Source organism: Streptomyces sp. NPDC002537, assembly GCF_053594975.1.
On the sequence record NZ_JBSFWT010000026.1, the window covers coordinates 1 to 14,079 of the forward strand.

At 72.3% G+C, this 14,079-nt stretch carries 11 protein-coding genes; 8 read left to right on the forward strand and 3 right to left on the reverse strand.

From position 1 onward, the window contains the following. The first annotated feature begins 191 nt into the window (after window positions 1-191). The 3 genes from ACWD4A_RS14545 (at window position 192) to mtnA (ending at window position 3,030) form a co-directional block, all read left to right on the forward strand. Window positions 192-452 (forward strand): DUF5372 family protein, encoded by a 261-nt coding sequence (locus ACWD4A_RS14545; RefSeq protein ID WP_451193670.1) that lies wholly within the window; start codon window positions 192-194, stop codon window positions 450-452. Between the two features lie 243 nt (window positions 453-695). Then, entirely contained in the window at window positions 696-1,955 is a 1,260-nt protein-coding gene (locus tag ACWD4A_RS14550) for an MDR family MFS transporter (RefSeq protein WP_451193671.1), read from the forward strand. Between the two features lie 43 nt (window positions 1,956-1,998). Beyond that, the gene (gene mtnA / locus ACWD4A_RS14555; RefSeq protein ID WP_451193673.1) at window positions 1,999-3,030 is read left to right on the forward strand and encodes an S-methyl-5-thioribose-1-phosphate isomerase; all 1,032 of its coding nucleotides are present in this window, start codon (window positions 1,999-2,001) and stop codon (window positions 3,028-3,030) included. Between the two features lie 110 nt (window positions 3,031-3,140). On the opposite strand, the gene mtnB is transcribed toward mtnA, so the two are convergent. Genes mtnB through ACWD4A_RS14570 form a run of 3 tightly spaced genes read right to left on the reverse strand, consistent with a single transcriptional unit; the run spans window position 3,141 to window position 5,067 of the window. After that, window positions 3,141-3,755, reverse strand: coding sequence for a methylthioribulose 1-phosphate dehydratase (gene mtnB / locus ACWD4A_RS14560; protein WP_451193674.1), 615 nt, complete (start codon window positions 3,753-3,755; stop codon window positions 3,141-3,143). Further along, window positions 3,752-4,477, reverse strand: a complete 726-nt coding sequence (mtnC, locus tag ACWD4A_RS14565) for an acireductone synthase (RefSeq protein WP_451193676.1) — start codon at window positions 4,475-4,477, stop codon at window positions 3,752-3,754. Before mtnC ends, mtnB begins: the two co-directional genes overlap by 4 nt. Further along, window positions 4,474-5,067, reverse strand: coding sequence for a 1,2-dihydroxy-3-keto-5-methylthiopentene dioxygenase (locus ACWD4A_RS14570; protein ID WP_451193678.1), 594 nt, complete (start codon window positions 5,065-5,067; stop codon window positions 4,474-4,476). The genes mtnC and ACWD4A_RS14570 overlap by 4 nt, the downstream gene beginning before the upstream one ends. Window positions 5,068-5,507: 440 nt before the next feature. Between ACWD4A_RS14570 and ACWD4A_RS14575 the strand changes: the two genes are divergently transcribed. The 5 genes from ACWD4A_RS14575 (at window position 5,508) to ACWD4A_RS14595 (ending at window position 14,049) form a co-directional block, all read left to right on the forward strand. Further along, window positions 5,508-7,301 carry a non-ribosomal peptide synthetase gene (locus tag ACWD4A_RS14575; RefSeq protein ID WP_451193680.1) on the forward strand — a complete coding sequence of 598 codons (1,794 nt, stop codon included), beginning with the start codon at window positions 5,508-5,510 and terminating at the stop codon, window positions 7,299-7,301. Between the two features lie 3 nt (window positions 7,302-7,304). Beyond that, complete coding sequence (locus ACWD4A_RS14580) at window positions 7,305-10,841, forward strand: SDR family NAD(P)-dependent oxidoreductase (RefSeq protein WP_451193681.1); 3,537 nt, start codon at window positions 7,305-7,307, stop codon at window positions 10,839-10,841. Between the two features lie 159 nt (window positions 10,842-11,000). Next, entirely contained in the window at window positions 11,001-12,146 is a 1,146-nt protein-coding gene (locus ACWD4A_RS14585) for an aminotransferase class V-fold PLP-dependent enzyme (RefSeq protein WP_451193683.1), read from the forward strand. Continuing rightward, complete coding sequence (locus ACWD4A_RS14590) at window positions 12,143-12,901, forward strand: thioesterase II family protein (RefSeq protein ID WP_451193684.1); 759 nt, start codon at window positions 12,143-12,145, stop codon at window positions 12,899-12,901. Before ACWD4A_RS14585 ends, ACWD4A_RS14590 begins: the two co-directional genes overlap by 4 nt. A 2-nt stretch (window positions 12,902-12,903) precedes the next feature. Continuing rightward, on the forward strand, window positions 12,904-14,049 hold the full coding sequence (locus tag ACWD4A_RS14595; RefSeq protein ID WP_451193685.1) for a GNAT family N-acetyltransferase: 1,146 nt from the start codon (window positions 12,904-12,906) through the stop codon (window positions 14,047-14,049). Window positions 14,050-14,079: the final 30 nt, after the last annotated feature.

A 14,079-nucleotide genomic window follows, 5' to 3' on the forward strand; every position in this document is an offset into this window, starting at 1 on the left:
TGAACGACCAACTCGAAACCGCCACCCACCACCAGGGCAAAGGCGACCTCGCCACCCTCCTGGCCGGGAACGACACCTGGACCGTCGTCGGCTGACCGCGGGTACCGATCGGATGAGACGGAGGTGACGGAATGCGTCACGGTGCGGTGCGGACCGTCGATTCATCACCCGCTCCCGGGGATTCCCTCGCCGTGACGCATCCGCTCCACCCCCTCCGGGGGCGGCGGATGCGGGTGCGCAAGGTGCAATGCCGCGGTGGCGAGGACGTATTGGTCTGTGACGGGGAGGACGGAACCTCGGTGACCCTCCTGCGGTCCTGGACGGATCTCGCCACGGATCTCGCCGTGGAATCACCGCGCTTCCGGGTCTCCACCGGTGCGCTCGGCCGGCTGCGGAGCTCGATGGAGGGGGTGATGAGCCACTATGTCGGGATGGGGGACCAGGAATACTGAATTGGCGGACCGGCCACCGCATTGCGGTGGGGTCGCGTGACTCCAGCCACATCTCCCGCAGGTGTTAAACACGCCCTTGACCAGCGGATCTGCTGGTCAGTAGCCTCATTTCGATCATGGTGGCAGCCGTAAAAAGGGTTCCGCATGCCGGAGAATGACGACAATGGCCAGCTCCGCCGGGCAGTTGTCGGTACCGATGGGGCGGGCGCGGGATCCCGGGTCTCCAGAATTCTGATCGCCGCCGTGCGCGTCGTTCTCGGAATGGAATGGGAACCCGTACTCGGGCGCGCCGCCGTCATCACTCTCGTCAGTGGGGCCGCGTTCTCCACCTTCTGGAGTTATGTCGGCATCTGGGCCATCAAGGCGTTGGGCGCCACGCCCTCGCAGTTGAGCATCACCTTTCTCGCCAACGCGGTGCTGAGTCCGCCCGCGGCGTGGATCGGCGGTTATCTTTCCGACCGTTACGGCCGGAAACCCATTCTGGTGTGCAGTACCGGTTTGCAGTCCCTGCTGATTCTCTCGCTGTGGCTGACAGGGCATCACGTCTGGTGGGGCATCGGGCTGGTCGTCGCGGCCGGGGTCGTCTGGGCGCCCGGCCGGTCGGCCATCAACGCCGTCGTCGCGGACGTCATCCCGCCCGAGCGGCGCGACCAGGCGTACGCGGCGCTCCGTACCGCCAACAACCTCGGTGTGGTCGCGGGGCCGCCCGCCGCCGCCCTGCTCCTGGTCCTGGGCGGCTGGGCGGCGTTCCTCGTCGGCATCGCGCTCCTGGGCGGTCTGACCTGCCTGCTCGCGGTCCGTTTCCTGCCCGCCGGGCGAGGCGCGAAGAAGGACGAGGAACTGGGGCTCGGCGAGACCCTGAAGGTCGTCGGCGTCGACCGGCCGTTCCTGCTGCTCCTGCTCGCCACCCTGCTCGGCTTCATGGTCTACATGTCGTTCGAGACGGTGCTGCCCGTCGTCGCCGTGAGCTCCTTCCACCTGGCGCCGGCGACCTGGGGTCTGCTCTACGCCGTCAACCCCGTGCTGGTGCTGCTCCTGCAGATACGCCTCACCCGGTGGACGGCCGCATGGCCGCCCGTCCTCACACTGACCGTCGGCGTGCTCCTGATGGGCCCGCCCTTCCTGTTGCTGCTCATCAGCTCCCATCCGGCAATGGTCACCCTCGTCGTGATCGTCTTCGCGTTCGGGGAAATGCTGTGGGTGCCGACGATCCAGACGCTGATCTCCCGGCTCGCGCCGTCCCATCTGCACGGCGCCTACATGGGCGGCTACACGAGCAGCCAATTGCTGGCCTGGATGATCGCGCCGCTGACCGGGCTGCAATTGCACGACATCCTCGGCGACCGGGCCATCTGGCTGTTCTTCGCCGGTCTCGCCGCCGTGAGCATCGCGGCGAGTCTCGTCGCCGTGCGTGGCATGAGCAGGCGAGCGGCCGCCGCCGTTCCGGCGCCCGGGGACAGGAATTCCGCGGGCGCCGAGCCGGCCGAATCATCCCGATCCTGAAATCCCCATGGGCACCCCGGTGTCCCGTACTCCGGAGCACGTCATGAACCAAGAGCTGCGCGCCGTCGAATGGACCGGAGCGGGCCTGTCCCTCATCGACCAGACCGCTCTGCCGCACGAACTGCGGCACATCGAAGTACGTGAGGTCGACGCCCTGGTCGACGCCATCGTGCGGCTCGTCGTCCGCGGCGCACCGGCGATCGGCGCGGCCGGGGCGTACGGCGTCGCCGTGGCGCTCCTGGAAGCCGGCCGCCACGGCTGGAGCCGGGAGGAACTGGACGCCGCGGTGGCCCGCATCCGGGACGCGCGGCCGACCGCGGTGAACCTCGCGGTGTGCGTGGACCGGGTCGCGCCGCTGCTCGGCCAGGGCCTCGACGCCGTGCTCGCGGAGGCCCACGCGGTGGTCCGCGAGGACCTGCGGGCCAACCACGACATGGCCGCCCACGGCGCCGACTGGCTGATCCGGCGCGTGGCCGCCGGGCGGCCGCTGCGCCTGCTCACGCACTGCAACACCGGCGCCCTGGCGACGGCCGGCTGGGGCACCGCCCTCGGCGTCGTCCGCGAACTGCACCGCCGCGGCCTGGTGGAGGTCGTGTACGCCGACGAGACCCGCCCCCTGCTCCAGGGCGCGCGGCTCACCGCCTGGGAACTCGCCCACGACGGCATCCCGCACTACGTCCAGGCCGACGGGGCCGCCGCCGCGACCATTCTGCGGGGCGAGGTCGACGCGGCCGTCGTGGGCGCGGACCGGATCGCCGCCAACGGCGACACGGCGAACAAGGTCGGGACCGTGGGGGTCGCCCTGGCGTGCGCGTACGCGGGGATCCCGTTCATGGTGGCGGCGCCCACGACCACGGTCGATCTGGACACGGCCTCCGGGGCGGCGATCCACATAGAGATGCGGGACGGCTCGGAGGTCCTGGAGTGGGCGGGGGTGCGGAGCGCTCCCGCCGGGTCGCGCGGGCACAACCCGGCGTTCGACGTCACGCCGGGGGAGCTGGTGAGCGCGCTCGTCACCGAGCGGGGCGTGCTGGAGATATCGGCGGGTGAACTCCCGGGCGACCACCTGCGATAGCTCTCACCGGTGCCCCGCCCTCGACGGCGGGACGGGCCGAGATCAGCCCGTCCCGCCGGACAGAGCACCGGGCCGCACCCGAGCGGGGGTCCGGGGCGGAGCCCCACCGCTCAGGCGCCGGCCGCCAGTTCGAGTTCCAGGAGCCACTCCACGACCTCCGTGTGGTGGCGCGCCCGGCGGGCGTCCGCGCCCCAGACGTAGAGGCCGTGGCCGGCCACGAGGACCGCCGGCATGCGCGGGTCGCGGGCGGCCTCCAGCCGGTCGCCGAGGACGCGCATGTCCTGGCTGTTGGCTATGACCGGCAGCGTGACCTCCTGGTCGTGGGCGGGCTGCCCGAGGCCCTTGAGCATCTCCAGGTCCTTGAACACCACGCCCCCCGGGTGGCGTCGTCCCATGGCGACCGCGGCGACCGTGTGCACGTGCACGACCGCGCCCGCGCCGGTGAGCCGGACCACCCGGGCGTGCAGGGCGGCCTCGGCGGACGGCGTGCCGCCGTCGACCGCGGCGCCGTCACCGTCCACCACGACCACGTCGGACGGGGTGAGTTCGCCCTTGTCGAGGCCGCTCGCGGTGACGACCAGGCGCAGCGGGTCGCGGCCGGTCACCATCGAAAGATTCCCGGCGGTGCCGCGCATCCAGCCGAGCGAGGCGAATCTGGCGGCCTCGGCGGCCAGCACCGCACCGGCCCGCTCCACGTCCGGTCCGCTGTCGGCGATGTCGGTCACAGGGTGCTCCTCGTGGTGGTGATCTCGAAGTCGGCGAAGGACTCCGCGCCCGGGTGTCCGCCGGTGCCCTGCTCGTAGTACGGCTCGCCGGGGCGCCGTATCCCGGCTGTGAGCCAGCCCGCGGCGCGGGCCGCGTCCAGTTCGGCGGGGCGGTCGGAGAGGAAGAGGGTGCGGTCCGGGGCCGTGCCGACGGCCGCGGTGATGGCCCGGTACGAGCCGGGGGACTGCTTCGGTCCGGCGTTCTCGGTGTCGTACAGGCCGTCGATCAGCGGCAGCAGGTCGCCCGCCGGGCTGTGCCCGAACCAGGAGCGCTGCGCGGCCACCGAACCGGAGGAGTAGACGTGCAGCCGCACGCCGTCCGCGTGCCAGCGGCGCAGCGCGGGCACCACGTCGTCGTAGAAGTGCGAGACCAGCTCGCCCCGCGCGAAGCCCTCGGACCAGACGATGCCCTGGAGGGTCTTGAGGGGCGTGGCCTTGCGGTCCTCGTCCAGCCAGGAGTTGAGGGCCGCCTCGACGCGTGCCGCGTCGGCGCCGGGCTCGCCGAGGAGTTCGCGCACCTGGCCGATGGCCCGCTCGACCTCCGGTTCGTGGGCGCGTCCGGTGAGGAGCGCGCCGAACCGCTCGCGCGAGTAGGGGTAGAGGACGTCCACCACGAAGCCCGTGGCGCTCGTGGTGCCCTCGATGTCGAGGACCACGCAGTCCGCGTCGAAGCGCAGGGTCATGCCGTCCGTCCCGTGTGCAGGGCGTGGATCTCGTCGAAGCCGGGAAAGCGGGAGGCGATGTCGCTGCCGGTGAAGCTGCCGATCCAGCCGTCCTCCTCGTGGAAGAAGCGGATCGCGGTGAAGGACGGCTCGGTGCCCATGTCGAACCAGTGGGTGGTGCCGCGCGGAACGCCGAGCAGGTCGCCCCGCTCGCAGTGGACGGCGTGCACCTCGCCGTTCACGTGCAGGTAGAAGACGCCCGCGCCCGCGACGAAGAAGCGGACCTCGTCGTCATCGTCGTGCGTGTGCTCGCTGAGGAACTTCTCGCGGGCGGCCTTCGCCTTCTCCCGCCACTCGGGCGTGCCGTCGGGGTGCAGGGCGGCCACGTCGACGGTGGAGAAGCCCTCCTCCTCGTTGAGCCTGTCGATCTCGGTGCGGTAGGCGGCGAGGACGGCCTCGGGGCCCGCGGTGGCGGGGACGTCGTCACGGACCGGCCACTGCTCGAACCGCACGCCGGCCGGCGCCAGCGCGGCGGCTATCTCGGCGGGTTCGGAGGTACGGCGGACGACGGTCTCCGGGCCGGATTCCGGCCATGTGGTCAGCAGCGTCATGAAGAGCTCCAGTAATCCAGGCGGTGCACGGATCGTAACCCGGCCGCGCCGCACCGTGGAGTGTGGCCAACCCCATGACGACATCGGGCGGACAGCGTTCGGCGGTTCCTTGCAAGGGAGTTGAGTGGCTGTTGCATCTAGTTGCTGCGAGGAGGATCGCCCGAATCCTTCTCGCCACATGAGAAACCGTCATTCAGGCAGCACCGGAAAAGGACGACAAAGGCCCTCGCGAGGTGAGCGGAGCTACATCGTCCGGCAGGTCGTCAATTGCCCGTTTTTATAGTGGAGCTGCAGGCCAGACGCATCATCGGCGCAAACTGTCCAGCGTGACGCCCAACATATTCAGGGCCATTGACAAGGCATGGCGGGCCGCGATGGACTGCGATTGATCAACAGCAGGTCACGTACGTATGAAGTGCGCTCAACCCGGGGGAATTTGGATGATCGACCAGCAGCCGGCCCCGTCCCAGGAAATGTTCACGAGCTGTTTGCACGATCTCTTCGCCGAACACGCGGCCGCCGCGCCCGACGCGGTCGCCGTCGTCCACGCCGACCGGTCGGTCACCTACGGCGAACTCGGCGAGCGGGCCCGCGGGCTCGCGGCACGGCTGCGTGCGCAGGGGGTCGGCCCGGACGTGGTCGTGGGCCTCTACGCGGAGCGGTCCATCGAAATGATCGTGGGCGCCCTGGGCATCCTCGAAGCGGGCGGCGCCTACCTGCCGCTGCGGACCGACGACCCGGTGGACCGGGTCTCCTTCATCCTCGCCGACTCCGGCGCCGACGTGGTCGTCACCTCGCGGGCCACCCACGAGCGACTGCGGGACTTCGCGGGCGTCCGGCTCCTCGCCGACGGGCCGGCCGCCCCCGCCGACGCACCGGCCACCCCCGCGGTCCGGGCGACCCCCGAGAACCTCGCGTACGTCATCTACACCTCCGGCACGACCGGCGCCCCCAAGGGCGTCGCCGTCCCGCACCGCGCCGCCCGCCGCATCCTGCGGACCGGCGTCTACGGCGACTTCGACGCCGAGCAGACCTTCCTGCAGGCCTGCCCCCTGTCGTTCGACGCGTCCGTCCTGGAGGTCTGGGGCTCGCTGACCAACGGCGCCCGCCTGGTGCTGCTGCCGGACGCCCGGGTGTCCGCCGAGGCGATCATCGACGCGGTGCGCCGGTACGACGTCACCACCCTCTGGCTGACGCCCACGCTGTTCAACCAGATCGTCGACCTCGGGATGCTCGGCGACACCCCGCTGCGGCAGATCGTCGTGGGCGGCGAGGTGCTGTCGACGGCCCACCTCGCCGAGGCCATGCGCACCACGGACATCCGCTTCTCCAACGGCTACGGACCCACCGAGGCGGGCGTCTTCACCTGCGTCCGTCTCTTCGAGGAGGCCGACCTGGCGTTCTCGCCGCCCCCGGTCGGCCCGCCCCTGCCCGGCACCGTGGTCCGGGTGCTGGACGACGCGATGCGGCCGCTCCCCGACGGCGAGCTGGGCGAGCTCTGCATCGGCGGCGACGCCCTCGCCCGCGGCTACCACCGGCGCCCCGACCTGACCGAGAAGGCGTTCGTCCCCAACCCCTTCCCCGACGTGCCCGGCACGGTCCTCTACCGCTCCGGCGACCTCGCCCGCGTCCTGCCCAACGGCATGATCCAGGTCGTCGGCCGCATCGACAGCCAGGTCAAGATCCGCGGCAACCGCGTCGAGTTGACCGAGGTCGAGTCCGCGCTCCTGGCGGACCCGGCCGTCCGTCAGGCCGCGGTCGTCGACCAGCAGAACGGCGCCGAGCGGGTGCTGGCCGCCTACGTCGTCCCCGCGGAGGGCGCCGCGCCCACCGTGTCCGAGCTGCGCCAGAGGCTGGCCAGGACGCTGCCGGACTACATGATCCCGTCGGAGCTCTTCCGCATCGACAAGCTCCCGCTGACCCGCAACGGCAAGGCGGACCGGGCCGCCCTCCGCGAGGGCGTGGACGCCGAACGGCTGGACCTCGGCGTCGCCTTCATGCCCGCCGTGAACGAGCTGGAGGAACTGATCGGCCGCGTCTGGGCCGAGATCCTCGAAGTGCCCCGGGTCGGCATGGACGACAACTACTTCGACCTGGGCGGCACCTCCATCTCGATCAAGAAGGCGCAGCTGCGCCTCCAGACGGAACTTGGCATCACGCTGCCCGTCGCCGCGCTCTACGAGTACACGACGGTCCGTCAGCTGGCCCTGGCAATAGCGAATTCCGAGGTATAGCAAGTGAACCGCACGCCCCACTCACACCGCCCCGACATCGCCGTCATCGGCATGGTGGCCGGCCTGCCGGGCGCGGCCGACCTGGATACCTTCTGGGCCAACCTGCGGGACGGCAAGGAGTCGATCACCCACGGCTCCCCGCGCGTCGTCGAGGACGAGGCCACCGGCCGCCGCTTCGTGCACGCCCGCGGCGTCATGGACGGCGTCAAGCGCTTCGACGCCGACTTCTTCGGCATCCCGCGCCGCGAGGCGGAAGTGCTCGACCCCCAGCACCGGCACCTCCTGGAGTGCGCCTGGAACGCGATGGAGGACGCGGGCTACGACCCCTTCCGGGTCGGCGAGGATGTCGCGGTCTACACCTCCGTGGGCCCCAACACCTACTACGAGGACCGGGACTTCGGCCCCCGGTCCGCCGCCGAGCGCATGCTCATCCAGCTCTCCAACGGGCCGGACACACTGCCGACGCGCATCTCCTACAAGCTCGGCCTGACCGGCGAGAGCGTCAATGTGCAGTCGGCCTGCTCGTCCGCGGCGGTCGCCGTGCACCTGGCCTGCGAGTCGCTGCGCGAGGGCCGGTCCGACATGGCCCTGGTCGGCGCCGCCAGCATCGGCACCTCGGACAGCCTGGCGTACGAGCACCAGGACGGCTTCATCCTCTCCGCCGACGGCAGCACCCGCGCCTACGACAGCAAGGCGTCCGGCTACGTCGAGGGCGACGGCGTCGGCGCGTTCGTGCTGCGCCGCCTCGACGACGCGCTCGCCAAGGGCGACCACATCCACGCGGTCATCAAGGGCAGCGCCGTCAACAACGACGGCCGCGCCAAGGCGGGCTTCTCCGCCCCCAGCGTGGAGGGCCAGTCCCGCGTCATCCGCGCCGCCCTGGAGGCGTCCGGCGTCCCGGCCGACTCCATCGGCATGGTGGAGGGCCACGGCACGGGCACCCAGGTCGGCGACCCGATCGAGGTGCGCGGCCTCACCCGCGCCTACCGCGCCCACACCTCGAAGAACCAGACCATCGCCCTCGGCTCGGTCAAGGCCAACATCGGCCACCTCTGCTTCGCCTCGGGCATCGCGGGCCTGATCAAGGCCGTCCTCTGCGTCAAGCACGGCGAACTGCCGCCCATGGCCGTCTTCGAGGAGACCAACCCGGAGATCGACTTCTCCAGGACCCCCTTCTACATCAACCGCGAACTGCGGACCTGGGAGAGCGACGGCCCGCGCCGGGCCGGGGTCAGCTGCTTCGGCATGGGCGGCACCAACGCCCACTTCGTCGTCGAGCAGGCCCCCGAGGCCGACACCGCGCCCGGTGCCCCCGGAGAACACCCGGTGGTGCTCTCCGGCCGGACCGAGGAGGCGCTGAGCGCCGTACGGCGGCGGCTGCACGCCTTCGTCACGGCCCACCCGGACGTGGACCTCGCGGACCTCGCGTTCACCCTCGGCACCGGCCGCCGCCCGCTCCCGCACCGCTGGGCCGCCGCGGTCGGCTCCGTCGCCGAACTCGGGCGCGCGCTCGCCGGCGCGGCCGCGGACACCCCCGTCTTCACATCGGCCGACGCCGACCGGCCCGCGCGGGACCGTGACACCACGGGCGCCGCGCCCGTCGCCGCCGCCTGGGCCCAGGGCGCCGACGTCGACTGGAAGGCGCTGTACGGCACGGGCCGGCGGCGCGTACCCCTGCCCGTCTACCCCTGGCAGGGGGAGGAACTGTGGGTGGCCGCCAAGGCCGACACCTCCGCCGACGGCGTGCTCCTGGAGGCGGAGGAGCAGGCCCCCGTCACCGAGTGGCTCTACCGGCCGACCTGGCGGCGCACCGGGCTGCCCCGGCCCTACCACCCCGGTGACCTGCGGGGCACCGACGGCGCGTGCCTGGTGTTCGGCGACCGCGGCGAGCTGACGGCCGCGCTGCGCGCCGAGCTGACCGCGGCGGGCCTGACGACCGTGCTCGTGGAGGCCGGTGACGCCTTCACGGTGGGGGAGGACCGCACGCTGACCGTACGGCCCGGCGAACCCGCCGACATGGCAGGGCTCGTGGAGTGGGCCGTTGCCGAGGCCGGGCCGATCCGCAAGGTCGTCCACCTCTGGTCGTACGGTACCGCCGACGCGGGCCAGGAGGAGGGCATGCGGCGCGGCACCCTCAGCGCGCTGACCCTGGTCCAGGCGCTCGCCGCCGCGGGCGAGGCCCCCGAACTGTGGGTCGTGACCGAGAACGCCCAGCCCGCGCAGGGCGAGGCCGCCGCGCTCGACCTGGAGGCCTCGGCACTCCTCGGCCTCTGCCGGGTCATCCCGCAGGAACACCCCGCCATCCGCTGCCACTGCGTCGACTTCTCGCGCGGCACGGCCGCCTCCGCCGCGGTGCCGAAGCTGCTCGCCGAGATGGCCAACCCCGAGGACGAACTGGAGGTCGTCCTGCGCGGCGGCGACCGGCTGACCGGTTCGGTGGAGCCCGTCGAGGCGCCCTCCGGGACCGCGATCCCGGTCGAGCCCGGCGGCGTGTACCTCGTCACCGGCGGCCTGGGCCGGATCGGCCTGACGATCGCCGAACACCTCGCCCGCACCGCCCCGGTGCGGCTCGCCCTGGTCTCGCGCCGCGGCACCCCCGACGAGGCCGGGAGCGCGGCCCTCCGCCGCCTCCGGGAACTCGGCGCCGAGGTGCTGACCCTGGCCGCGGACGTCGCGGACGAGGCGCAACTGGCCGCCGCCGTCGCCGAGATCAACGACCGCTGGGGCCCCGTCGACGGCGTGGTGCACTCCGCGGGCATCGAGGAGAGCCGGAACTTCTCCTTCATCGCGGACACCTCCATCGAACGCGCCCGGGACGCACTCCGGCCCAAGGTCCCCGGCATCGCCGTCCTCGACCGTGTCACCCGCTCGCAGCCGCTCGGCTTCGTCCTGGTCTGCTCCAGCCTCGACACGCTCCTCGGCGGCATCGCCTTCGGCATCTACACCAGCGCCAACCGCTACCTCGACAGCTACGCGCACCGCAGGCGCGCCGAGGGCGCCCCCTGGGTGAGCGTCGACTGGGACTCGTGGCGCTTCGACGAGTCGCTGTCCACCCGGATCGGCGCCGCCGCGGCACGCACCGCGATCCGCCCCGCCCAGGCCGGTGACGTCCTCGGGCCGGTCCTCACCTCCGGCGAGGCCCAGTGCGTGGTCTCCACGGTCCCGCTGGCCCAGCGCGTCGAGCGCATCCGCCGCTCGTTCGGCAGGCGCCAGGAGGCGGCCGCCGAAGGCGTCGCCCAGCGGACCGCGTTCACGCGGGACGAGGTGACCGAGGCCGTCCGCCGCATCGTCGGCGAGGTGACCGAGGTGCCGGACGTGGCCGTCGACGACGAACTCCTCGCCGTGGGCTGCGACTCGCTGGCCCTCCTCGAAGTGGTCTCCCGCGTGGAACAGACGCTCCAGGTGAAGGTGCCGATGGCGGAGTTCTGGGGCTCCTCGACCGTCGCCGAACTGGCGGACATCGCCTGGGACGTGGCCCCCCAGCGGCCCGCCCCCGAAGAAGACGCGGGCCGGCAGGCCCTCCAGTACCTGGCGGGCTGACACCCCGGCGGGCCGGGGAGCCCCGCTCCCCGGCCCCTCCCGCACCGGGGCTCCGCCCACCCTCAGGACGCCATACCGACGCTAGGAAACAAAACGGTGTTCGACGTACATTCCGATCTCGCGAGGGCCCGTGCCGACACGCCAGGTGTGAACCATGTCGTGCATCTCAACAACGCGGGCGCCGGCCTCGCGCCGCGGCCCGTGGTCGACGCCATGACCGCCCACCTGGAGCTGGAGGGCCGCCTCGGCGCGTACGAGGCCGCCGAACTCGCCCAGGACGCCGTCGCCCGCGCCCACGGCGCGATCGCCGAACTGATCAACTGCGCCCCGGACGAGGTGGCCGTCCTCGACAGCGCGACCCGCGCCTGGGGCATGGCCCTGGCCAGCGTCCCGCTGCGGGAGGGCGACCGCGTCCTCGTCTCGCCCGTCGAGTACGGCAGCAACCACCTCTCCCTGCTCCACCTCACCGACCGCCTCGGCGTCGTGCTCGAGGTGCTGCCCGTCGACGAGCACGGCCTCGTGGACGTGGCGGCGCTGGAGGAGATGCTGGACGAGCGGGTCAAGCTCATCGCCACGGTGCACGTCCCGATGCACGACGGCCTGATCAACCCGGTCGAGGCCATCGGTGCCCTCGCGCGCGCCCGGGGCATCACCTACCTGGTCGACGCCTGCCAGTCGGCCGGCCAACTGCCCGTGGACGTCGCCGCGATCGGCTGCGACCTGCTCGTGGGCTGCGGCCGCAAGTTCCTCCGGGGACCGCGCGGCACGGGCTTCCTCTACGTCCGCCGGGAGCTCGCGGAGCACCTCGACCCGCCCATCGTCGGCCTGGACGGCGTCGAGTGGGCCTCGGGCACCTACCGGCTGGCGAAGGGCGCCCGCCGCTTCGAGACCTGGGAGGCCAACTGCGCCTCCCGCATCGGGCTCGGCGTCGCCGTCGACTACGCCCTCTCCTGGGGACTCGACCGCACCTGGCCGCGCATCCAGCACCTGGCCCGGGACCTGCGCAAGCGACTCGCGGACATCCCCCGCGTCTCGGTGCACGACCGGGGCCTGGAGCGCTGCGCCAGCATCGCGCTGACCGTCGAGGGCCACGACGCCCAGTCGGTCAGGGCGGGGCTGAAGGCCGCGGGCATCAACACCTGGGTCTGTCTGGAGAACGCGGCCTGCCTCGACATGGGACGGCGGGGACTCACCGAGCTCCTGCGCGTCTCGCTGCACTACTACAACTCACTCGACGAGCTGGACCACTTCTCCTCGACGCTGGAGAAGCTGGCCGTCGGCAAGCACACGCAGGTGATCGCATGACGGACTCCCCCTGGATCAAACGGCCCCGGAAGCTGCCCGACGCGGCGGCGAGGCTCTTCCTCGTCCCGCACGGCGGCGCGGGCCCGTCGGCCCTCGCCCGCTGGGTGCCGGAACTGGCCCCCGACATCGAGGTCTGCCTGGTGCACCTCCCGGGCCGCGAGTCCCGCCGCAAGGAGGAGCCGCTCGACGACCTCCAGGCGATCGCGGACCACGTGGCGGAGGGGATGCTGCCGCTCCTCGACCGGCCGTTCGCCTTCCTGGGCCACAGCATGGGCGCGATCATCGCCTACGAGACCGCGCACCGGCTGCCCGAGGAGCCCGTCCACCTCTTCGCCTCCGCCTCCCCGCCGCCCCACCGCATGGAGGACGAGCCGCCCGTCTCGCACCTGCCGGACGCCGAGTTCCTCGCCGAGGTGCGCCGCGCCTACGCCGGAATCCCGGACTCCATCTGGGACGACCCCGACATGATGCGCATCATGCTGCCCGCGCTGCGGGCCGACTTCCACGCCTACGAGCACTACCGGTGGCCGGAGCGGCCCCGGCTGTCCTGCCCCGTCTCCGCGTTCGGCGGCACGGACGACATCCTGGTGCCCACCGACTCGCTGGCCGCGTGGGGCGATCTCACCACCGGCGACTGCCGGGTACGGAAGTTCGACGGCGGGCACTTCTACCTGACCGACGCCCGCGCCGAGGTGCAGCGCCTCGTCCGCGAGGAATTCGGTCCGGTGGCCGCCGCGGTGACGGGGAGGGCCTGACCATGGCCGTGTGGAGGACGGACACCGTCGCGGACGCGGTCCGCCAGGGCTGGGACGCGCTCGTCGACCCCGACGACCTCTTCCGGACCCCGGGATGGCTCTCCCTGGAGAGCGAACAGACCAACATCCCCCCGGTCTTCTACCTCGCCGGTGACGAGCCGGGCACGCCCGAAGCGGCCCTGCCGTGCTTCCCGCTCGACGCGACCTCGGAGGCCTGGCCGTTCATGCGCGCCGACCTCTTCCTGAGACAACTCGCCGAGCAGTACGCCCTGGAGACGGACGGCACCACCGAGGCCGCCCTCGACGGACTCCTGCCGACCCGCCTCTGCGGCGGCCGCAGGGTCCCCAACACCCGTGTCCTGACGGCCCCGGACCTCCCCGAGGAGCGCAGGCCGCGCCTGATCGACGAGCTCGTCGCCGCCGCCGAGGACGACGCCCGGGAGAACGCCGCCGCCAGCGTGTCGTTCCTCTTCGTGGCCGAGTCCGACCGGGACCTCCGGCAGACCCTCGCCGGCCGGGGCTACGCCGAGTTCCCGACCGCCCGCTACTCGACGCTGCACCTCCCCGCCCCCGGTTTCGACGCCTACCTCGGGCTGATCGCCGCCAACCGCCGCCGCAAGCTCCGCTACGAGCGCAGGCAACTCGCCGACGCCCAGGTGACGTTCGAGGTGGAGCCGCTGACCCCGGAGCTGACGCGGCAGCTCGTACCGCTGCTCCGCCAGCACGGCGGCAAGTACGGCCACGACTACGCCGAGGAGTCCCTCACCCGCAACCTGGAGCTCCACGACCGGCACTGCGGCGACGACCTGCGCGTCATCACCGGCCGTTCCGCGGACGGCGTGGTGCGCGGCTTCTCCCTCGTCGTCCGGCGCGGCTCCCGGCTCTACGTCCGCCAGACCGGGTACGACTACGAGTGGCAGGGCAAGCTCCCGCTCTACTTCGCCCTCTGCTACTACGAGCCGGTCGAATACGCGAGCCGTATCGGGGCGACCGCCCTGGACTACGCGGTCGCCTCCGAGGCCACGAAGCTGTCCCGCGGCTGCACGCTGGAGCAGCGCTACGGCTACCTCAAGGTGTTCGACGACAAGGCCCGCTCCGAGACCGAGCGCCTGCTGGACCGCATACGGCAGGCGGCGGCCGCGGGCTGACCGCCCCGCCGCCGCACCCCTACGACCGTT

Excerpts from the sequence above, each read along its gene's own strand:
- mtnA (WP_451193673.1), top strand. The coding sequence starts at position 1,999 with ATGAACCAAGAGCTGCGCGCCGTCGAATGGACCGGAGCGGGCCTGTCC.
- mtnC (WP_451193676.1), bottom strand. The coding sequence starts at position 4,477 with ATGACCCTGCGCTTCGACGCGGACTGCGTGGTCCTCGACATCGAGGGC.
- ACWD4A_RS14570 (WP_451193678.1), bottom strand. The coding sequence starts at position 5,067 with ATGACGCTGCTGACCACATGGCCGGAATCCGGCCCGGAGACCGTCGTC.
- ACWD4A_RS14575 (WP_451193680.1), top strand. The coding sequence starts at position 5,508 with ATGATCGACCAGCAGCCGGCCCCGTCCCAGGAAATGTTCACGAGCTGT.
- ACWD4A_RS14590 (WP_451193684.1), top strand. The coding sequence starts at position 12,143 with ATGACGGACTCCCCCTGGATCAAACGGCCCCGGAAGCTGCCCGACGCG.
- ACWD4A_RS14595 (WP_451193685.1), top strand. The coding sequence starts at position 12,904 with ATGGCCGTGTGGAGGACGGACACCGTCGCGGACGCGGTCCGCCAGGGC.